Source organism: Catenulispora pinistramenti, assembly GCF_018274385.1.
GTDB lineage: Bacteria > Actinomycetota > Actinomycetes > Streptomycetales > Catenulisporaceae > Catenulispora > Catenulispora pinistramenti.
The window spans coordinates 35,163-54,737 of record NZ_JAAFYZ010000022.1 but is presented as its reverse complement, the minus strand read 5'-3'; the positions used below and the strand labels follow the sequence as shown (position 1 = coordinate 54,737).

The following is a 19,575-nucleotide window of genomic DNA, read 5'->3' as shown; positions in this document are numbered from 1 at the left end:
CCGCAGCATTCTGCGAAGCCCTGATCTCAAACGTGTACTCGATCGCCGTCCCCACACCCCCAAGGCCACCGCGCCGTGTCCCCCGCCTCGATGAGCGGGATGGGCCTGAACGCCGCGTCGCTGAGGCCGCCGAGAGCGTAGCGGCGGGGGCCGGAGGTGTGGCCTTGGGCGTAGCCGACGAGGTTCCAGGTGTAGACGGGGACGTCGTTCGGGATCGGGGCGAGGACGTCCTTCGGGGCGCCGAATGCCTGCTCGTCGGTGATGATGACCACGCGGTCGTGGCCTTTGTAGTGCTGCTTCACGGCGAAGGCGGTGTTGGTGCCGCCGCATTCGGTGAAGCGGCCGACGGTGGTCAGGAGCGAGTCCTGCGGGTCCGGATCGACGCGGCGGCTGCCGGTGCCGAACTCGACGAGGTCCGCGGTCTCGGAGCGGACCGCCAGGGCGGTGCCGAAGAGGGCCGCGGCGTCGGCGCGGGTGAGCTCGGTCTGGCCTTCGGTGGCCCAGAACATCGAGTCGGAGCGGTCGATGAGGATCAGGGTCTTGCCGGGCAGCGCGGGGACGTTGCCCAGCGAGTGCCCGAGCGCGGCTTCCAGAGCGGCGCCCCAGCGGGCGGCGTCGGCGTGCCGGTGGGCCGACAGGAAGCGGAACGGGAATTGGCGGGAGCGGGCCACCTCGGCGGGATCGGAGAGCCGGCGAGCGACGGTGGCCACCGCCGCTTCGCTGATCCCGGCCTGGTCGAAGTTGCGCAGGTTGCGCACCAGCGCCATCGCGCCCATCGACGGGATGACGGCCTCCCACGCGGCGGCGTCCATCGGCCCGTGCAGCCAGCCCGCCAGGGACTCCCACGTCATCCCGGCGGCGGCCAAAACCGAGGCGGCGTCGGGGAAAGCCACGACCGCACGCCGCGAAGCCACCGGCATCGACATCAGCGCGTGGTGTGCGACAAGCAGTTCAGAGTCGGCCGGAGGCATCGCCCGAGCGGGATGGTGCCGACGGTCCAGCGCGTAGCGGAACACCGCCGCCTGCCACGGACGCTCTGGATCCGGCGACGGATGCGTCAGCTCCAGCACATCGCCGAACCGGAAGGCGGCGGAAGGGGTGTCGTACTTCAACAACGCGCGCCCGGTATACAACCGCCGCACCGCATCGGCGACGCCGCGCTTCACCGGCATCGGCAGCTTCCGCCCGTACCGGCTGATCCAGTGGCGCATGAACTCGCCGGGTTCATCAGGACGCTGAAGCACCGCTGAGACGGCCTCGCGGGAGTAGCCGTGTAGTCCCTCCGCTTGCCGGGCGTGCGCGAAAACCGCAGCGCCGACAAGGGAAGCGGCGCGCATGCCGCCCGCGTCGCGCAGCCATCGCAGTAGCCCGACTGTCCACTCCGGGTCGAGGAGCGCGTGCTGCCGGACCAACTGGGAGAAGCGGATGTCGCGTGCCACGGCCGCCTCGTAAAACGTCTCCTGGCCGGCCATGTTCGCGACGGCGAGAAGGAAGAGCTCTGTCTTGGAGTCGCGCGCGCAATCACGCGCGAAGTTGGCCTGGTGCGGCCGGTAGACCTTCTCGGTCTCCCACGTAGGGCGCACCATCACGGCGCCGCGAGCCTGCTGCCAGGGTGCCAGATGCCGCACCGTCAGTTCCGCGGCATCGCGCTGGATCTCCTCACGCGTCGCGGACTTCATCTGCTGCCGGTTGAAACGAGCCATCAGCGGTCTCCCCATAGACGCCGGCACCTCCCGAGACCCAAGTGGCGCACCGGCTGATGTGAGTTTCAGAAGTAGCCGGGGCGCCGCGCAACGGGAGGTGCGAAAGGAGACGTTACCCACGGCCGCCGGAGCGAGCATCTGATTTACGGCAAGCTTCTGTAGTAGGCACTACAGAATGTGGTACGGTTTTTGTGTAGCGAGCGCTACATATCCTTGTGAGGGGTCTTCCATGCCGGTCATCAGCACGCCAGCCGCCGCTGCCGCACCCGCCGCTGCCCAGCCCGCCGTCACCGGACGCGCCGACGCCAGGCCCGCCGACACCGACACCGCACCCGCCACCGAGCCGGCCGCCGCCGTCGAGCCCGTCCTGGCCCGCACCGTCGGCGGCACCGGCCCCGGCCTGCTCCTGGCACACGGCGCCGGGGGCAGCGTGGCCCTGAACTACGGGCCGGTCCTGGACGGGCTGAGTACGGGGCACACCGTGGTCGGGGTCGACTACCCGGGGACCGGTCGCAGCCCGCGGGCCGGCGGGCCGCTGAGTGTGGACTTCCTCGCCGACCAGTTGGTCGCCGCCGCGGATGCCGAGGGGTTGCAGCGGTTCGCGGTGGCGGGTTTCTCGCTGGGCGGGCCGGTGGCGATCCGGGTGGCGGCAAAGCATCCGGAGCGCGTTAGTGCCCTGATGCTCACTGCGACGTTCGCGCGGCGGGACACGCGGCTGGATCTGGCCGCGAAGCTGTGGGGTGAGCTCTATCGGGCCGGCGACAAGGTACGGCTCGCGGAGTACCTGACGCTGGTCGCGCTCAGTACCGAGGCGCTGCGGGCCACCCCGGCACCGGATCTGCGCGGGGCGATCGAGGGGCTGGCCAAGCTGATCCCGGCCGGCACGCCCGAGCACGTGGACCTGGTGCGGCGTGCGGATGTGCGGGCCGATCTGGCCTCGATCGCGGCGCCGACGCTGGTCATCTCGACCACCGGCGATCCGCTGGTCTCGCCGCATCTGCACGAGGAACTGGCAGCACAGATCCCCGGCGCGCGCCTGGCCCGCATCGCCACCGGGCACCTGCCGTTCGCCGAGCGGCCCAAGGAATGGCTCGGGCTGATGACCGGGTTCCTCGCCGAGCACGCGGTGTGAGCGGGAAGCCTTGGAAGCCGCGGCCTGAAGTGCGCAACGAGCAGGCGCGCAGCCGCGGGGGTGCGGCGCGCCGATCCCGGTCTCAGCGGGCGTGCAGCCGCGGGGGTGCGGCGTGCCGATCCCCGTCTCAGTGGTGGAAGCCTCAGTGGTGGAACACCGACCGGTCGGCGTCCGGCAGCGGCTGCGTCAGCTTGTCGAGGTAGGCGACCGTCTCCTCAATGTCCGCCACCAGGTTCGTGGCCAGGTCCATGCTCATCCCGTTGCGGACCACCACCCGCTGCACGACGGTGTCGGACAGGTTGTCCGGCATCGGATACGCCGGCACCAGCCAGCCCTTCATCCGGAGCCGGTCGGAGACGTCGTAGAGCGTCCAGTTCGGCCCGTAGCCGGGTTTCTGGCGCCAGGCGAAGACGGGGATGTCGTCGGCGTCGTTCCACAGCTCGAAGCACTCCATCGCCCCGATGCGGTCGGCGAGGTACTTCGCGACCTCCATGGACGCCTTCTGGACCTCGTGGTAGCCCAGCCGTCCCAGCCGCAGGAACTGGAAATACTGCACCAGCACCTGCGCGGCCGGACGGGAGAAGTTCAGGGCGAAGGTCGGCATGTCGCCGCCGAGGTAGCTGACCTTGAAGACCAGGCTCTCCGGCAGCAGGTCGCGGTCCCGCCACAGGACCCAGCCCAGGCCCGGGTTGACGAGCCCGTACTTGTGGCCGGAGGTGTTGATCGAGGCGACACGCGGGACCCGGAAGTCCCACTCCAGGTGCGGCTGCAGGAACGGGGCGATCATCGCGCCGGAGGCGCCGTCGACGTGGATCGGGATGTCCAGGCCGGTCTCGTGCTGGATCTCGTCCAGGGCCCGGCTCACCTTTAGCACCGGTTCGTACATGCCGGTGTAGGTGACGCCGAGGATGCTGACCACGCCGATGGTGTTCTCGTCCACGTAGGACTTCAGGTTCGCGCCGTCCAGGGTCCGGTGTTCCTCGGTGATCGGCACGAAGCGGGGCTCGACGTCCCAGTAGTTGCAGAACTTCTCCCACACCACCTGCACCGCCGAGCTCATCACCAGGTTCGGCCGGTCGGTCGGCTTGCCGGCCGCGCGGCGGGCCTCCTGCCAGCGCCGCTTGAAGGCCAGGCCGCCGAGCATGCAGGCCTCGGAGGAGCCGATGGTCGAGCAGCCGATGGCCCGTTCCTGGTCCGGCGCGTGCCACAGGTCGGCCAGGATCCGCCAGCACCGCTCCTCGATGGCCGCCGTGCTCGGGTACTCGTCCTTGTCGATCATGTTCTTGTCGGAGGCTTCCAGGTAGAGCCTTCGCGCCTGGTCGTCCATCCACGTGCCGACGAAGGTGGCCAGGTTCAGCCGGGCGTTGCCGTCGAGCATCGCCTCGTCGTGGACCACCTGGTAGGCCGTCTCCGGCAGCATCGGCAGGTCGGCCAACCGGGTCCGGGGACGGCTGCGCAGCTCGCCGGGCCGGGCGAACAGCGGGTTGACGTCGACGTCCCCGCGCAGATCGCGTTCGCGGTTGTTATGCGGCATGCGTGCGCCTCCTAGAGAACAGACTCCCCGAACAACGCTCTCCCGCACCGCACCGGACGGCAAACCAAGGCGTCCGCCCGAGAACCCTTCGCCGGTGCCCGGGAAACGCGAAAAGACCCCGGGCCACCAGGCCCGGGGTCCTCAGCTGGAGTGCGTCAGCGGTTGACGCAGACGTTGCCGGCGCTGCCGAGCAGAGCCGACAGGATGCCCACGTTGTCGCCGCAGACGTTGATCGGGATGTTGACCGGCACCTGGATGTTGTTGCCGGACAGCAGGCCCGGCGAACCGATCGCGCCGCCGATGGCACCGGCACCGGACGCGGAGGCCGTGCCGGCGAAGCCCACGACCGCGAACGCTGCCATGGCGGCGGCCACGATGGTCTTGCGCATGCTCATTGAAGCTCCCTGACGTTGGAAGGTGCGAACGTCGGGGGCTTTACCCCGTCCGGCCGCTGCTCATCTCCGGTCTACACCGTCGGCCGGATGGTGCGTCAACCCGGCGAATACCCGCTCTCAGCGATATTTCAGCAGGTCAGAGCATTGTGAAAGGGGGTTAAAAGTCACCCGTACGGGCGGATCAGAATGGGTGAACAAGGGGGCGCCGCCATTATCGGCAGCGCCCCGAGAAAGCCATTCATGAGACCTTGGTTAATCAGACAGTCATTTCCTGGAGGACCGGTTCGGTGATAGCAGATCCGACCTGCGCCGCCGGCTGCTGAGCGGCCGATGCGGCCGTCGCCGAGACCGACGCCGAAGCCGTCGCCGTCCCGGTCGACCGCATCGCCAGCACCAGCACCGCCAGCGCGGCGAAGACCACGGCGGCGATGACGCCGGTCACGTGCACGCCCGCGGTGAAGGCCGCGCGGGCCGTGTCCAGCGTCGCGACGGCCTGACCGGCGCTCTGGTGACCGCTCGCGGCGAGCGCGGCGGCCAGCGAGTCGGAGCTGCCGTGCGCGTGGGCCCGGTAGACGACGGCGGCGACCGCGCCGAGCAGGCCCAGGCCCAGGGAGCCGCCGAAGTAGTTGCCGGTCTCGGACATCGAGGCGGCGCTGCCGGCGCGCTCCGGCGGGACGCTGCCGATCACCAGTCCGGTGCCGAGGGCGAACAGCGGGCCGGCGCCGAAGGCCAGGACCGCGATGCCGGCCATCAGGAGCGGCAGGCTGCCGGGGCCGTGCACGGCGACCAGCGACAGGGCGCCGAGGGCGGAGATCGCCAGGCCGCCGGCGATGGCGGTCGGCTGCCGGAGGCGGCGGCTCAGCATCGGAGCGGACATGGTGCCGACGGCCACACCCAGGCCCATCGGGGCGAACAGGGCCGCGGCCGCCATCGGCGAGTGCCCGAGCACGCCTTGCAGGTACTGCGTCACCAGCAGCCCGACCCCGGCCATCGCCAGGCCGGCGAAGACCAGCGCGATCAGGACCGCGGTGAACGGACGGCTGCGGAACAGGCGCAGGTCCAGCAGCGGCGTGGTCAGCCGGAACTGGCGGCGCACGAATACCGTGCCGATCGCCGCCCCGACGATCAGCGCCGCGATCGGAACGGTCACCGCGTGCGCCACCGTCAGCTGCTTGATTCCGTAGACCATCAGCAGCACGGCGGACAGCGAGAGCGCGACGCTCAGCGGGTCCAGCTTCCCGGCCTGCGAACCCCGGTACTCCGGCAGTACGAACGGACCTGCCAGCACGAGCACCAGCATCGCCGGCACCGCGGCCAAGAACACCGAACCCCACCAGAAGTGCTGAAGCAGGAACCCGGCCAGCACCGGACCGACCGCTCCCCCGGTGAACTGGCACGTGGCCCAGATCGCGATGGCGCGGCCGCGGGAGCGGTCCTCGCCGAACATGTTGGTGATCAGCGCCAGCGTGGACGGCGCCAGGGTGGCCCCGGCGACCCCGAGCAGCGCCCGCACGATGATCAGCATCAGCGGATTCACCGAGAACGCCGCGACCACCGAGAGCACCGCGAACGCCGACGCCCCGATCAGCAACAGCCGGCGGCGGCCGATCCGGTCGCCGAGCGTGCCCATCGTGATGACCATCCCGGCGACCGTCAGTCCGTAACTGTCGCTGATCCACAGCTGCTGCACGGGGCCGGCACCGAGGTCGGCGCTCAGGTGCGGCAGCGCCAGGATCAGCGCCGTCATGTCCATCGCGACCAGCAGGGTCGGCAGCATCAGCAGGACCAGTCCCCACCAAGCCCGGTTCGTTCGCATCGCCGTACTCCTTCTCTCGACCTCTCTCGACGTGTCACCGGGCAGTCGGAGCCGGTTGCCGATCCTTGACACCGCCGCGCCGAGAATCTTCCAGAACAGGCCGCGGAAAAAATTTCGGGCCAAGATGTCGGCCAGGATGTCAAGGACGCCGCAGCGGCTCCGACCACCAGGTGACAGGGCCCCGCCGGGCGCCCCGCGACACGAGGAGTGACGAGATGAAGTTCGTGATCAGCATGCACATCAACCCCGCCGTGCTCGACGCGCTGACCGATGACGAGAAGGCGGCGATCGGCGAGGGCCACGGCAAGTTCATCCAGAACCTGAAGGACCGCGGGGAACTGATCCTGACCCAGGCTCTGGTCGACCCGTCGCAGGCGGCCGTGGTGCGGATCCGCAACAGCCAGCCGGTGGTGACCGACGGTCCGTTCCTGGAGGCGAAGGAGTACCTGGGCGGCTTCTACCTGATCGACGTCGAGGACAAGGCGCGCGCGCTGGAGCTGGCGGCGCAGATTCCGGACGCCGCCATCGACGGTTTGGGCGTCGAGGTGCGCCAGGTCATGTTCTCCGATGGACAATTGGAGGCATGACGGCATCGGCGATCGAGGACCTGCTCCGTGAGCTCACCCCGCAGGTCCTCGGTGCGCTGGTCCGCAGGTACGGAACGTTCGAAGGCTGCGAGGACGCCGTGCAGGAGGCGGTCCTGGCGGCCAGCGTGCAGTGGCCGGCCGAGGGCGTGCCGGCCAATCCGCGCGGCTGGCTGGCCACCGTCGCCTCCCGCCGGCTCATCGACCAGGTCCGCAGCGATTCCGCCCGGCGCGACCGGGAGGAGCAGGTCTTCGCCGCCGAGGTGCCGCCGGAGGAGGTCCCGGACACCGACGACACCCTGGTCCTGCTGTTCCTGTGCTGCCACCCGACGCTGACCGCGGCCTCCCAGACCGCGCTGACGCTGCGCGCCGTCGGCGGCCTGACCACCGCCGAGATCGCCCGCGCGTTCCTGGTGCCCGAGGCCACGCTGGCGGCCCGGATCAGCCGCGCCAAGCAGCGCATCAAGGCCGCCGGGAGCTCGTTCGAGCTGCCCGAGGGCCCCGAGCGCGAGGAGCGGCTGCGGGTCGTGCTGCACGTGCTGTACCTGATCTTCAACGAGGGCTACACGGCCTCCTCCGGCGAGGATCTGGACCGCGTGGACCTCGCGACCGAGGCGATCCGGCTGACCAGGATGGTGCACGCGCAACTGCCGGCCGACGGCGAGGTGACCGGGCTGCTGGCGCTGATGCTGCTCACCCACTCCCGGCGCGAGGCCCGGACGACCGCGAGCGGCGATCTGGTGCCGCTGGAGGAGCAGGACCGGGCCAGTTGGGACGCCGGCCTGATCGCCGAAGGGCTGGAGCTGGCGAAGAGTTCGCTGGGCGGGACGGAGCTGGGGCCGTACCAACTGCAGGCGGCGATAGCCGCTACGCACGCCGTCGCCACGGACGCCGCGGACACCGACTGGAAGCAGATCCACGCGCTGTACCTGATCCTGGAACGCATCGCGCCGAACCCGATGGTCACGTTGAACCGCGCCGTCGCGCTCGCCGAGCTCGAAGGGCCGCAGGCCGGGCTCGCCGTGCTGGCGGCGTTGGACGCGGACGAGCGGATGGCCAAGCACCACCGGCTGTTGTCGGTGCGGGCACATCTGCTGGAGATGGCCGGGGATTCGGACGGCGCGTATGAGAACTATCGGAACGCTGCCAAGGCGACCGCGAGTATGGCTGAGCAGCGCTACTTGGAGTCTCGGGCGAAGAAGCTGCGGGACTCTCCCGCCGTGTAGCAGGGCCCTTATTCCAGATAGACCGTCTCGATCCACTCCGGCGGGCGGCAGTCGATGAAGTTCCCTTCGTCGTCGTAGCGGGCGAGGGGGCGGCGGCTGGTCGCGAAGATACCGGCGACGATGCGGCAGCCCGGTTCCTCTGCGGGCCACGGGGTTCCGCCGTCGGTGAGGACCACGGTCACGTCGGGGCGGGGCACGCGCCTCATCGCCGCGCGGATCCCTCTCCGCAGATCGGTACCGCCTCCGCCGACCAGGTTCAGGTCCTCGGCGCGGCAGACGTTCTGCGCGGTCTGGACCGCCGCGTCGCAGGTGTAGACGGCGACGTTGTTCCCGGTGACACCGACCGCGCGGGTGATGGCGGCGACCTCGGTCAGGGCACTGCCGAGGTCCACGTCGGAGACCGAGCCTGAAGTGTCGATGACCACGGCCACCTGCGGGAGCGGGCGGCGCAGGCTGGGCAGGACCAGGCGGCCGCCCAGACTCGCGGTGCGGCGGCTGGGGCGGCGGTAGGTGTAGTCGCCGGCGCCGGCGGCCGCGCCGAGGCTGGTGCGGAATGCGGCGCCGAGGAGCGTGCGCCAGTCCTGCGGCGCTCTGTCGTAGCGCTCGGCCCAGCGCTGCCAGCCGGCCGGGGCGGTGCCGCGGCCGGCGGCGATGGCGTCGCGGACGCTGATGCGGATGGCGGCGGCCTCGTAGTCGCCGAGAGGGTGGGCGCCGGCGGCGTCGTCTTCCCAGGGGGCTGGGAAGTTGTGGGCACCGGAGCCGCAGTCGGGCCAGTGTTCGGCGACCATGGTCGGGGTGACGTAGACGAGGTACTCCTCGAAGAGGTCGCGTTCCTTCAGGAGGAGCCGGTCAGGGGTCAGGGCACCGGCCGGGAGCCGCGGCCCGGTGTCGGTGGGGTCGTCCAGGCCCTGGAAGAGGTCGTCGTTGATCTCCAGGTCCATGGCGATGTTGAGGCGGGCCTGCTCGCGGCGCGGGTTGTCGGGGTCCAGGCGGGGATCGCCGGGGCGGCCGGCGGCTTCGTGCCGGGCGCTGGCCTCGGTGAGGCGGCGGGCCCGGGTGTGGTGGTCGCGGACCAGGTGCGCGATTTCGTGGAGCCAGACGCCGGCCAGGTCGCGGACGGGGATGGCGCGGACGAACGCGGGGTTGACGTAGCAGCGCCAGTGGCGGTCGACGCCCATGGTGGGGACGGCGTAGGTGGGGACGACGGCTATGGCGTGGAGGGGGACGGCCAGGTAGGGGCAGGTGGTGACGGCTAGGTGGCGGGCGGCTAGGAGTTTGGGGGTGTCCAGGGCGGTGGCGGCGTCTTGATCAGGATTCTGATGCTGGTTCTCGGGACGCGGCGGCAGGTCTTGGGGGCGGGCGGAGAGACGGCTTGGGCCGGCCATGACCGCCGGTGATGGTTTCAATGGGCTCATTCGCTCCACACCAGCAGGGCTTCGAGGGCCGCGAGGCCGTCCAGTTGTGCGGGGAGTTCCCAGTGGGGTTCGCGGAGAGCGGCCAGTTGCATCGCGGGTGCGGCGAGGAGGTCGACGGGGACCGTCTTGGCCAGGCGGGCGATGAGGGTCCAGCCGGCTTCCCAGCGTTCGCGGGTGGTGATGGCGTTGCGGCTGCCGTCGCGGCCTACAGCGTTGCGGCCGACGGCATCGCGGCCGACGGCGTCGATGACCGCGGCGAGTGTGGCGTGGACGAGGTCGCCGCGTTCGGGCAGCTCTACGTGCTCGGGATCGGCGAGGACCGCTTCGGGGTCGGGGAGGTCTTGGCGTTCCAGGAAGGCTAGGAACTCCAGGCCCGCGCCGTCGCCGACGGCTCCGCGGATGGCGATGGCCACGACTTCGCGTCTCGCGTCGGCCGCGAAGCCGAAGGCCAGCAGGCGCAGAGCCATCTCCCAGGTGCGCGGTGACGGCCAGGCGCCACCGCGGGCGGCGGCCGTGCCCGGCATCCGGTGCGCGTAGTCGGGACGCACGGTCAGGAACGCGCAGATCGCGGCGCGAGCCCTGGCCACCGAGCGTTCCAACGCGGCCGGGTCGAGGCGGGGCAGCGGCACGTGGGGCCAGACGCCGCCGAGGCCGCGCACCACCACGTCGGGATCGTGGACCCACGCCAGGTGCACGAAGCGGTTGGCCAGCGGCGGCGCCAGCTGCCACCCGTCGGCCGCACTCCCCGCCGGATTCGCGGCGGCGACGATCCGCACCGGCGCGGGCAGCGCGAGGCTGCCGACCTGCCGCTCCAACACCACGCGCAACAACGCGGCCTGCACCGCCGGCGGCGCGGACGAGATCTCGTCGAGGAACAGCAGACCGCTGCCCGCCCGACGCAACCGCACGGCCCAATCCGGCGGCGCCATCGCAATGCCCTGCGAGGCAGGATCCGCACCGACGATCGGCAGCCCCGCGAAGTCGGACGGATCATGCACGCTGGCGATCACAGTCTCCAGCGGCAGGGCCAGCCCGCGCGCGAGCTGCACGAGGGTGGAGGACTTGCCGATGCCCGGCTGGCCCCACAGGAGGACCGGCAGGTTCGCCGCCACCGCGAGAGCCAGCGCCTCGACGTGGGGATCGGCACGCGGCTCGGTGGTGGCGGCGCGGGTGAGGGAGATGAGGTGGTCGGCGGCTTGGAGTTGGAGGTGCTCGGGGGCGAGAGCGGGCTGGGGTGCGGCGGCGGTCGGAGCCACCGCGAAGTCAGCAGGCGCGGCAGCCGCCGAAGCGGCGCCGATCGTAGCTGTCGCGGTAGTGATATCCGGCGCAGTGACCGGCATGTCAGAAGCCTGCGTCTTGGAAGCCTGCGTCTTGGAAGTCTTTATTTCAGGAGTCTGTATCTCAGAAGTCAGTGTCATGATCACCAGTGAGTTCGGGCCGGAACCCCCTTTCGGGCACGCCGGCGGTGGTCGATGCGGTCGGGAGTGCGGGTGGCGTCGGCGAGGATCATGCGGTGGCGCAGGGTGTTCTCGCGGAGCGCGGCCAGGGCGGCGGCGACTGTGCCGCCGGCGGGCAGGTCGATGTGGCTCAGGGTGGTGCTCGCGCCGGCGTGGGTGCGCAGGAGGTCGCGGATGTCGGTGGTGCGGCCGTGGTGCAGGAGGGATTCGATGAGGTCGATGACGTGGCGGCCGGAGGACAGATAGTCCAGCGCCTGCTGGCAGGGGTTGGTCGGGCCGCCCAGGCGGGCCAGGAGGGACTCGCGGCCCGAGTGGGCGCGGTGGTCGAGGATGTGCCATGCGTTTCGGTGGTGGGCGATGCGGTGCCGGGTGGTTCCGCAGTGGATCCACAGGGCCGGGATGCCTTCGGCGTTGTGGCAGGGTCCGGCGATGAAGGGGACCTCGCGGTAGAGCCATGCGTCGGGTTCGGGGACGGCCGGCTGCGGGCCGTCGAGGAGCGCCGAGGCGATCAGCGGGTGGAGCTCGTGGTCGCCGAGGTGGCCGAGGCGGAGCAGGTCGGCGTCCAGTACCCGCGACCACACCGCGTTCGGGACGATCGGCAGGTCGAGGGCCGCGCGATCCCCGGCCACCCGCGCGCCGGCCGTGGCCGCGTTCAGGCCGGAGAGCGCCAACGCGCCGACGCCGGAACGCACCACGGCTTGGTCCACGCCGGGCAGCGCCGCGCGTACCCGATCCGCAAGTCCGGAAAGGCGAATCGGCAGGGCCGCGAGCCAGCGCTGCTGAGCAGCCGACGCGGGGAGCTGGAGCTCGATTCCGGCTGCCTGCCAGGCTTCCGCGGTCAGGCCCGCGTCCTGCAACCGGCAGATCTGACGCTCGGCAGGCGTGGCGTCACCCAGCCCCGCGAGCCCCGGCGCCCCTTCCGCACTCCAGAACATCGAGTGACGCAGCAGGCTGAGACGCTCCGGATACTTCAGCCGCACAGCCTCCAGCACCGAGCGCGTCGCCCCGTCATCACGTCCGCCGAGCACCACCAGCACGATCCGCTGCCCGGCGTCGAGCGCGAACTGCGGGGTGGCGGCCGCCAGCGTCAGCCGCCGACTGCCATCGGTGAACTCCGCCAGCGGCACGAGCAGACCGGCGAGCAGATCGCCCGAACCGTGTCCACGTCGCGGTAGGTGCCAGCGCAGCAGATCCGGTGCCAGGTCACACAAAACGCGCGACGCCTGGTCGGCGATCTCGGCGCCGTAGTCTCGCCGGAATGAATCAGTTCTCAGACACACATCGACGTCAGCAGCGGCACAAGCACCACGCCAGTCGCCCGCGGCACGCCGCTCGGCGACCGAGGCGATCATCGTGGGCGGAACCCCGTACCGGCGTGCCGCGACAGCCGCCCGCGCCCGGGTTTCGGAGAGAATCGCTGAAGTGACGGGTGCACCTGCACCGGAATCACCAGAACCAAAGGGGCCGGCAAGCGACGCAACAGCGCGCGAGCCCGCACAACCAGCCGTCCGCACCGGCTCCGTTCCCGTCATGGGGCTACGGTGGTGTCGGCGGCCTCCATTCTCTGCATCAGCATTCTTCGTTGGTGGTCATCGGGGACGATGGACACCGGAATCATGCACCCCGGCCTCCCGACCGCGCAACCGTCCCCCGGCCCAGCTGCGGAAACGGACCGGCCGCCCCGCCCCGAAGGGCGAAGCGGCCGGTCCGCTCTAGAGCGCGGGCTCCATCACCGTCAGGTGATCAGCGCCCGGTGATCAGTGGCCGAACCCGAACGACCGCAGGAACCAGGCGTTCGGCGAACCCACGCCGGTGGCCTCGTCGTACCCGCGAGACGCCGGCAGGCCCTCGTCGACGCCGTACTGGATCAGCCGGTACTGGCCGGCGATGCCGGGTCCGCTGCTGGTCGGGTACTGGAACACCACCGAGTGGGTCGGGGAGCCCGAGATCTGCTTCGGGTTCTGGACCACGTCGTTGGTCAGGAACGAGCGGGCGTAGATCGCCGGGTTGGCGAAGCCGACCGGGATGCCGTACTGCGCCTGCTGAGCGTCGGCCAGGATGCCCGCCCAGGACGGCGCCGACACCGAGGTGCCGCCGTAGCCGGCCTCGCCGTAGGCACCGTTGGTGGTCTGGCCGACCAGGGTGCTGCTGAAGTACAGGTCGCCGTTCAGCGAGATGTCCGGGATCGTGCGCATCGGGTGGGCGGCCTTGGCGCCGCTCATCAGCGTGGTGGACTCGCTGTTCGGGACCGTCCAGCTCTGGTACCAGGGCTGGGCGATCGACTCGCTGACGCCGCCGCCACCGCCGAACGTCTCACCGGCCGGCACCCACGAGGTGGCGCCCGGTGCCGTACGGCCGCTGCGGTTGTCGCCCATCGGCGCCTCGAAGCCGTAGCCGCCCTGCTTGTTCAGCGCCAGCGCGGTGCCGCCGACCGAGGTCACCCACGAGGAGCTGGTCGGCCACTCGACCTGCGCGCGCGAGGAGGTCGGGTCGCAGTTCAGGCCCTTGGAGATGGAGTAGGCGTCGTTGTTCATGCAGTCGCCGGAGGAGAAGTCGAAGGCGATGCCCTCGGCCGCGCCCTCCATGAAGACCTGGTCGTAGGCCTGCATCTGGGCCTGGGTCATGTCTCCGCCGGTGGAGTACATGATCTCGCCCCAGCTGTTCGACACGATGTCGGCCAGGTGGTTGTCGACGATCTTCGCCTCGGCCGCGATCAGGTCGCTGTCGAAGCAGGAGTTCGCGGCGACCGTGATGACCTTGGCGTCCGGCGCCAGGCCGTGCGCCATGTCGACGTCCAGCGACTCCTCTCCGTAGTCGCCGAAGCCGCAGGCGGCCTGGTTCGTGTACTGCGACGGGTCGTTGACCTCGGAGTACTGCCCCGGGGCGAACGGCTTGTCACCGTGGTTGACCGCGTACTGGTTGGCGTCGGACTCCATGGTCGGGGAGCCGTACCAGTTCACGATCGCGATCGTAGCGCCCTTGCCGGTCAGGCCGGTGTTGCTGACGCCGTAGGCCTGGCGGAGCTCGGAGGGGACCAGCGAGCACTGCGCCAGGGTGGCCGGGGTGGTGTAGCCGGACGGCACGGCCGGCGTCGTGGACGGCGCCTTCTTCTGGCCGTAGTAGTCCGAGCAGGACGGGTCGTTGTTGGAGACCGGCCCCTTCTTCGCCGTCAGCGGGTCCGTCTGGTGGTTGGTGACCGCGTGCGTCGTGCTCTGCGACAGACCGGTGACGCCCAGGATCACGCTGGACAGCGCGGCGGGGATCTTCGCGTCGCTCTGCGGAGCCCGCAGCGTGCCGTCGGATGTGCGGTAGTTGTGCAGTTGCGTGCCGAACGCCTTCTGCGTGGCGGCCACGGTACCGGTGACGTCGATCCAGTGGGTGTTGCTGCCGGCGACGGTCAGGCCCGCGCTCTTCAGCCAGGTGCTGACCTGGTCGATCTGCTTCTGCGAGGCCCCGAAGCGCTGCTGCACCTGAGCGGCGCTCAGGTAGTGCTTGTAGGTCGCGCTGGACGGGTCGCTCACGGCGCGGGCGAAAGCTGCCAGCCCGGCCTGGTCCTGGCCCGCGAGGTACACCCGCACGCTCAGCGTCGCGGCTGTGCCGCTCTGCCCGAGGTCGGCCGAGGCGGTCGCGTAGGCCGGGGTGCTGCCGGCGAGCGTCGCCGAGCCGGAGTCCGCGTTGGACGGGGCCGCGAGCGCGACCCCCGCGGTCACGAACGCCGCGACGGCCGTCATGGTCGTGGCCGTGGCTATTCGTCGGCGGTGCCGTGGTACGGCATTGGTCATGGTGCGTGTTCCCTTCCCGAAAAGAGGGATGAATGTTCCCAATGCCCGAATCAACGCTTCGTGGGCAGTGGGATACGAGCCCGCGTCGGTCATTTCTATAGACGGCCCACCGAGAAACACAAGGGTAAGAAGCACATGAGTTTGATCGGCCCACGCCGAGTTGATCAGAATTTCACGAAGCGGTCACCGTGGGTTGCCGGACGAGCCCGATGAAACCGTCATGAACTGGGCAATCACCACGGTTATCGAGGCCACGCTTCGTAACGGCGCAACCGGAAGACGGCAATTTTTCGGTGGCCGGCCGGCACCGGATGAGCGAGGATCCGCAGATGTCCGAAAGTGTTCCATCGGGTTCGGTACTGCGGCCCTATCCGAAGATGGCGTCGAAGGGGAAAGGCAACACCCCCGCCGCCCGGGAGTGGGTCGCGACCGAGAAAGTCCACGGCGCGCATTTCGCTCTGGTCTGCACCGTCGGCGAGGACGGCACCGCCGAGGTACGCCCGGCCAAACGCCGGGAACTGCTCGGCGAGGACGATCTCGACGGATTCTTCGGGGTGAGCCGGATCTGGCCGACACTGTCGGTGGCTGCGGCACGGTGTGCGGCGTTGTTGCGGGACGCCGCCGATGGCGTCGTGGCCTTGTACGGCGAATTGGCCGGCGGCCGTTATCCGCACCCTGATATTGCCGAGATCGACGGCGCACAGCCGGTGCAGACCGGAGTCTGGTACGCGCCAGACCTGTTCTGGCTGCTCTTCGACGCACAGCTGACGGTCGGCGGGCGCCGGTGGTGGGTCGCGGAACGCGAGCTGCGCACGGCGGCTGCGCAGGCGGGGCTGGCGAGCGTACCGGTATTGGCACGCGGCGCGTTGAAGCAGGTGCAGGACGTGCCGGCGGCGTTTCCGAGTCGGGTCCCGGCGTTGTTCGGGTTGCCGGAGTTGGCGGACAACCTGGCTGAGGGCTATGTACTGAAGCCGGCCGGCGCTTGGGAGGAGGGTCCCGAGCGGCCGGTACTGAAGGTGAAGCAGAAGGCTTTCGCTGAGGACGAGCGGTTCGCGGGTGCGCGGCCTTATATCGCGCCGCCGGAGGGTGCGGCTGGAGTGCCGGCTTGGTTGGTGGTGCAGGCAGCCGCCTTGCTGACGCCGACGCGGGCCGCGGCCGCGGTGAGCAAGCTGGGGCCGGGTGCGCCGATGGATGTGGTGGCGAGCGAGATCGCGAAGGACGCGGCGGAAGAGGTCTCGGAAGAGCTCGGCGGGTTGGAGCCGACCGCGGTATCAGGTCTCTGCGACGCGCTGATGGCCGGTGCTCGGACGTTGGCAGAGTTCGATGCGGCGGACCGGAAGCGCGCCGGTCGACGCTGAACGCTGACGCCAACGCCGACCGGGGCCACAGCGGCCTACTCCCCCGGAGTCCCCTGCTCCGCCGCCCGGCTCAGTGCCCAGATATCGGCGACCGGGCCCACGTGCGCGAGCTTGTCCGGGTTGACCAGCGCGTGGATGGCCTGGATCCGGCCCTCGGCGACGTCCAGTGTCAGCACGCTGAGCACCTTCCCGTCCGGCGCGTGGCAGATGGCGCCGGGCTGCCCGTTGAGGGTGCGCGGCTCCAGGCTGACGCCGATCCGGTCAAAGCGCTCCAGCACCTGCACCATCAGTCCAGCGACCGTGTCGGCGCCCCACGCCTCCTGCGTGATCAGCGGGGCCTTGCCGCCGTTGTCGCCGACCAGGTGCACATCGGCCGCCAGCAGTTCGCGCAAGGCCGCGACGTCGCCCTCGCGGAAGGAGTCGAAGAAGCGGCCGGCCAGTTCCTCGCGTTCGCGGTGGTCGGCCTCGAAGCGCGGCCGGCCCTCGCTCATGTGCCGCCGGGCCCGCACCGCGAGCTGCCGGCACGCCGCCTCCGAGCGGCCGACCGCCGAGGCCACCTCGGGGAAGCCGAAGCCGAACACCTCGCGGAGCACGAACACCGCGCGCTCCAGCGGGGACAGGCGTTCCAGCAGGAGCAGCGCGGCCGTGGACAGCGAGTCGGCCAGTTCGGCCGCGCGCTCGGGGTCCTCGTAGGGGTCGGCCAGCAACGGCTCGGGCATCCACGGCCCGACGTAGGCCTCCCGCCGCACCCGTGCCGAGCGCAGCACGTCGATCGAGATCCGCGTGACCACCGCCGAGGGGTAGGACTTCGTCGAGACCGGCTCCGTGGACGTGGCCTGCCAGCGCAGCCAGGTGTCCTGCACCGCGTCCTCGGCTTCGACCACGCTGCCCAGGATCCGGTACGCGATCGAGAACAGCAGCGGTCGCAAGTCCTGGAACTCCTCGTCGCGCGTCATACCGGCCCCTTCCCTCGATCCCGGCCCACTCGACAGCCCTGTCATCGCACGAGACGAGACGGCCTCCCCGCCTGTGACATCGGAACTCAAGCGGGCTGCGTGGAGTCGATCTCGACGACGACCTTCCCGAAGCTGTCCTCATCACGGTAGGAGCGATAGGCGGCGATCGCGTCGTCGAACCCGAAGGCCCGGTCCACGATCGGCCGGATCCGGTGCGCCGCGAGCGCCTGGCACAGCGCTTCCAGCTCCACCCGATTGCCGACGAACTCGCGGCGGATGGTGGCCAGCGAGCCCATGAGGTCGTCCTCGGTGATGGTCAGGACTTCCGGCCGCGGGGACGCGACCCAGAGCAGGCAGATCTGAGCGTAGGTGGCCGCTGCTCGCAACGACTGGCCGAAGGTCGCCGGACCTTGGGTCTCCACCACCAGATCAGCGCCCGCGCCACCGGTCAGCGCGCGGACCTCTTTCGACCATTCCGGCGTCGCGACGTAGTCGACCACGTCGTCCACGCCTATACCTCTGAGCCGCTCGGCTTTCGCCGCGCTGGACGTCGTGGCGATCACGCGGCAGCCCATCGCCTTGGCGAGCTGGGCCGCGAACAGGGCGACGTCGCCGGTTCCGAGGACCAGCACCGTCTGTCCGGCGGTCAGCGTCCCGGGCCGGGTGAGCGCGTTCCAGGCCGACACCCCGGCGCAGGGCAGCGCCGCGGCTTCGGCCCAGGTCAGGTGCTCGGGCACGGCCACCGCCGCGGCCTGGTCGAGCAGCGCGTACTCGGTCAGCCAGCCGTCGACGGTGCAGCCGAGCTGGTCGACCACCTCCGGCCGGAGCCGGCCGCTGATCCACCGCGGCCAGTACGAAGCGGTGACCCGGTCGCCGACGGCGAAGCGGCGGACGGCGTCCCCGACCGCGACGACCTCGCCGGCGCCGTCGCTGAGCGGGATCACCCCGGCCCGGGTCGGAAGCGGATAGCGGCCGGTGATGATGAGCAGGTCGCGGCGGTTGACCGCCGCGGCCCTGGTCGCGACCAGGAGTTGGTTGGGGCCGGGGGTCGGCATGTCTTCGGTGGCGAGCTTGAGGTCGTCGAGCGGGCCGGGTCCCGGCAAACGGTAGGTACGCATGGCTTCAGCGTGCGGCGGCGCGGGCGGTGATCCAATTCCCTGGAGGGAATGGACCGGCGTCGGTCAATAGCGAAGACTTCCGGTGTGAGCACCGCGATCTCCGACACCTCGCCGATTTTCGGCGCCGAGCTACGGCGTTGGCGGACACTGCGCCGGGTGAGCCAGCTGGAGCTGGCCAACCGGGCCGGCACCACGCAGCGCCACCTGAGCTTCATGGAGCAGGGCCGCTCGCATCCGGGGCGGGCGATAGTGCTGCGGCTGGCCGAATCGCTGCGGCTCACGCTGCGGGAACGTAACGCCCTGCTGTTCTCGGCCGGATACACGCCGGCATATGAGGAGACCAGCTACGACGCCCCGGCGCTGGCTCCGGTCCGCGAGGCGATGGAACGGGTGATCGAGGGACATCTGCCGTATCCGGCGCTGGTGCTTCGGCGGCCGGGACGCGTGATCGCCGCCAACCGCGCCTTCTCCGTGTTCTTGGAAGACTGCGCGCCGCACCTGCTCACCCCGCCGATCGATCTGCTGCGGGTCATGCTGCACCCCGACGGGATCGCGCCGCGGGTCGCCAACCTCGCGCAGTGGGGCCGGCATGTCATCGACAATCTGCGGTTGATGGCGATGCAGAGCCCGGACCGGGGGCTGGACGCTCTGGTGGAGGAACTGGCCGGGTACGTGCCAGAGGCGCCGGCCGACCAGGCGTACCTCGGGTTCGCGGTGCCGATGCGGCTGACCGTGCCCGAGGGCGAACTGCGGCTGATGACGGCGCTGACGTCGTTCGCGACGGCGGTGGACGTCACGGTCGCGGAGTCGGTCCTCGAATCCTTCCTTCCGGCGGACGCCGAGAGCACCGAGATCCTGGCGGCCCGGGACCGGCGGGCCCAGGAGCGGGGTGAGCCGCGGTTGCTCGTCGGGCTCTGAACCGCGTTCTGAACCGGCCTCTGAACCGGGCTCTGAACCGAGCTCTGAACCAGGATCGCCCTCCTGGCGGCGCACCATTCGGCCCACCACACATGCCGCCGCCCGCGCGCCCGACCACGATGGCAGAGGCGAACACCGTGTCCCGAATGCCCCGCCCCGAGCGCGCCAGAATGCGAGCGAC

General features: G+C 70.5%; 15 protein-coding genes. 5 read left to right on the top strand and 10 right to left on the bottom strand.

All coding sequences use genetic code 11. The features are described from left to right. Positions 1 to 26 precede the first annotated feature (26 nt). Entirely contained in the window at positions 27 to 1,703 is a 1,677-nt protein-coding gene (locus KGQ19_RS09430; protein ID WP_212008693.1) for a TROVE domain-containing protein, read from the bottom strand. Between the two features lie 229 nt (positions 1,704 to 1,932). Here KGQ19_RS09430 and KGQ19_RS09425 point away from each other — a divergent pair, with 229 nt between their 5' ends. Beyond that, positions 1,933 to 2,835 (top strand): alpha/beta fold hydrolase, encoded by a 903-nt coding sequence (locus KGQ19_RS09425; protein ID WP_212008692.1) that lies wholly within the window; start codon positions 1,933 to 1,935, stop codon positions 2,833 to 2,835. 142 nt (positions 2,836 to 2,977) lie between these two features. Here the strand turns inward: KGQ19_RS09425 and gad are convergent, their stop codons facing one another. The 3 genes from gad to KGQ19_RS09410 form a co-directional block, all read right to left on the bottom strand. Further along, positions 2,978 to 4,369: a glutamate decarboxylase gene (gene gad / locus KGQ19_RS09420; RefSeq protein ID WP_212008691.1), complete on the bottom strand. Its 1,392-nt coding sequence runs from the start codon at positions 4,367 to 4,369 to the stop codon at positions 2,978 to 2,980. A gap of 155 nt (positions 4,370 to 4,524) precedes the next feature. After that, positions 4,525 to 4,764: a chaplin gene (locus KGQ19_RS09415; protein ID WP_212008690.1), complete on the bottom strand. Its 240-nt coding sequence runs from the start codon at positions 4,762 to 4,764 to the stop codon at positions 4,525 to 4,527. Positions 4,765 to 5,020: 256 nt separating this feature from the next. Continuing rightward, positions 5,021 to 6,580: an MFS transporter gene (locus KGQ19_RS09410; protein ID WP_212008689.1), complete on the bottom strand. Its 1,560-nt coding sequence runs from the start codon at positions 6,578 to 6,580 to the stop codon at positions 5,021 to 5,023. Between the two features lie 215 nt (positions 6,581 to 6,795). On the opposite strand from KGQ19_RS09410, the gene KGQ19_RS09405 reads away from it, so the two are divergent. Then, positions 6,796 to 7,167: a YciI family protein gene (locus tag KGQ19_RS09405; RefSeq protein ID WP_212008688.1), complete on the top strand. Its 372-nt coding sequence runs from the start codon at positions 6,796 to 6,798 to the stop codon at positions 7,165 to 7,167. Next, complete coding sequence (locus KGQ19_RS09400) at positions 7,164 to 8,390, top strand: RNA polymerase sigma factor (protein WP_212008687.1); 1,227 nt, start codon at positions 7,164 to 7,166, stop codon at positions 8,388 to 8,390. The genes KGQ19_RS09405 and KGQ19_RS09400 overlap by 4 nt, the downstream gene beginning before the upstream one ends. Positions 8,391 to 8,398: 8 nt before the next feature. On the opposite strand, the gene KGQ19_RS09395 is transcribed toward KGQ19_RS09400, so the two are convergent. The 4 genes from KGQ19_RS09395 to KGQ19_RS09380 all read right to left on the bottom strand — a co-directional run bounded on the left by KGQ19_RS09395 (position 8,399) and on the right by KGQ19_RS09380 (position 15,044). Beyond that, positions 8,399 to 9,775 carry a vWA domain-containing protein gene (locus KGQ19_RS09395; RefSeq protein WP_212008686.1) on the bottom strand — a complete coding sequence of 459 codons (1,377 nt, stop codon included), beginning with the start codon at positions 9,773 to 9,775 and terminating at the stop codon, positions 8,399 to 8,401. A gap of 26 nt (positions 9,776 to 9,801) precedes the next feature. Continuing rightward, positions 9,802 to 11,145 carry a sigma 54-interacting transcriptional regulator gene (locus KGQ19_RS09390; RefSeq protein WP_212008685.1) on the bottom strand — a complete coding sequence of 448 codons (1,344 nt, stop codon included), beginning with the start codon at positions 11,143 to 11,145 and terminating at the stop codon, positions 9,802 to 9,804. An 80-nt stretch (positions 11,146 to 11,225) separates the two neighbouring features. Further along, positions 11,226 to 12,614, bottom strand: a complete 1,389-nt coding sequence (locus KGQ19_RS09385; protein WP_212008684.1) for a hypothetical protein — start codon at positions 12,612 to 12,614, stop codon at positions 11,226 to 11,228. Between the two features lie 405 nt (positions 12,615 to 13,019). After that, positions 13,020 to 15,044 carry a S53 family peptidase gene (locus KGQ19_RS09380; RefSeq protein ID WP_212008683.1) on the bottom strand — a complete coding sequence of 675 codons (2,025 nt, stop codon included), beginning with the start codon at positions 15,042 to 15,044 and terminating at the stop codon, positions 13,020 to 13,022. A 329-nt stretch (positions 15,045 to 15,373) separates the two neighbouring features. Here KGQ19_RS09380 and KGQ19_RS09375 point away from each other — a divergent pair, with 329 nt between their 5' ends. Then, a complete protein-coding gene (locus KGQ19_RS09375) occupies positions 15,374 to 16,402 on the top strand; it encodes an RNA ligase family protein (RefSeq protein ID WP_212008682.1) in 1,029 nt (342 codons plus the stop codon). 35 nt (positions 16,403 to 16,437) lie between these two features. Here the strand turns inward: KGQ19_RS09375 and KGQ19_RS09370 are convergent, their stop codons facing one another. Beyond that, positions 16,438 to 17,358, bottom strand: a complete 921-nt coding sequence (locus KGQ19_RS09370) for an RNA polymerase sigma-70 factor (protein WP_212008681.1) — start codon at positions 17,356 to 17,358, stop codon at positions 16,438 to 16,440. An 86-nt stretch (positions 17,359 to 17,444) separates the two neighbouring features. After that, complete coding sequence (locus KGQ19_RS09365; RefSeq protein ID WP_212008680.1) at positions 17,445 to 18,476, bottom strand: zinc-dependent alcohol dehydrogenase family protein; 1,032 nt, start codon at positions 18,474 to 18,476, stop codon at positions 17,445 to 17,447. An 84-nt stretch (positions 18,477 to 18,560) separates the two neighbouring features. Here KGQ19_RS09365 and KGQ19_RS09360 point away from each other — a divergent pair, with 84 nt between their 5' ends. Then, on the top strand, positions 18,561 to 19,394 hold the full coding sequence (locus tag KGQ19_RS09360) for a helix-turn-helix domain-containing protein (RefSeq protein WP_307856375.1): 834 nt from the start codon (positions 18,561 to 18,563) through the stop codon (positions 19,392 to 19,394). Positions 19,395 to 19,575 lie beyond the last annotated feature (181 nt).

Bases quoted from the DNA above. Each gene is read 5' to 3' on its own strand.
- KGQ19_RS09390 (WP_212008685.1), bottom strand. From the start codon at position 11,145: ATGCCGGTCACTGCGCCGGATATCACTACCGCGACAGCTACGATCGGC.
- KGQ19_RS09410 (WP_212008689.1), bottom strand. From the start codon at position 6,580: ATGCGAACGAACCGGGCTTGGTGGGGACTGGTCCTGCTGATGCTGCCG.
- KGQ19_RS09415 (WP_212008690.1), bottom strand. From the start codon at position 4,764: ATGAGCATGCGCAAGACCATCGTGGCCGCCGCCATGGCAGCGTTCGCG.
- KGQ19_RS09385 (WP_212008684.1), bottom strand. From the start codon at position 12,614: ATGATCGCCTCGGTCGCCGAGCGGCGTGCCGCGGGCGACTGGCGTGGT.
- gad (WP_212008691.1), bottom strand. From the start codon at position 4,369: ATGCCGCATAACAACCGCGAACGCGATCTGCGCGGGGACGTCGACGTC.
- KGQ19_RS09400 (WP_212008687.1), top strand. From the start codon at position 7,164: ATGACGGCATCGGCGATCGAGGACCTGCTCCGTGAGCTCACCCCGCAG.
- KGQ19_RS09395 (WP_212008686.1), bottom strand. From the start codon at position 9,775: ATGGCCGGCCCAAGCCGTCTCTCCGCCCGCCCCCAAGACCTGCCGCCG.
- KGQ19_RS09405 (WP_212008688.1), top strand. From the start codon at position 6,796: ATGAAGTTCGTGATCAGCATGCACATCAACCCCGCCGTGCTCGACGCG.
- KGQ19_RS09430 (WP_212008693.1), bottom strand. From the start codon at position 1,703: ATGGCTCGTTTCAACCGGCAGCAGATGAAGTCCGCGACGCGTGAGGAG.
- KGQ19_RS09380 (WP_212008683.1), bottom strand. From the start codon at position 15,044: ATGACCAATGCCGTACCACGGCACCGCCGACGAATAGCCACGGCCACG.
- KGQ19_RS09375 (WP_212008682.1), top strand. From the start codon at position 15,374: ATGTCCGAAAGTGTTCCATCGGGTTCGGTACTGCGGCCCTATCCGAAG.
- KGQ19_RS09370 (WP_212008681.1), bottom strand. From the start codon at position 17,358: ATGACGCGCGACGAGGAGTTCCAGGACTTGCGACCGCTGCTGTTCTCG.
- KGQ19_RS09365 (WP_212008680.1), bottom strand. From the start codon at position 18,476: ATGCGTACCTACCGTTTGCCGGGACCCGGCCCGCTCGACGACCTCAAG.
- KGQ19_RS09425 (WP_212008692.1), top strand. From the start codon at position 1,933: ATGCCGGTCATCAGCACGCCAGCCGCCGCTGCCGCACCCGCCGCTGCC.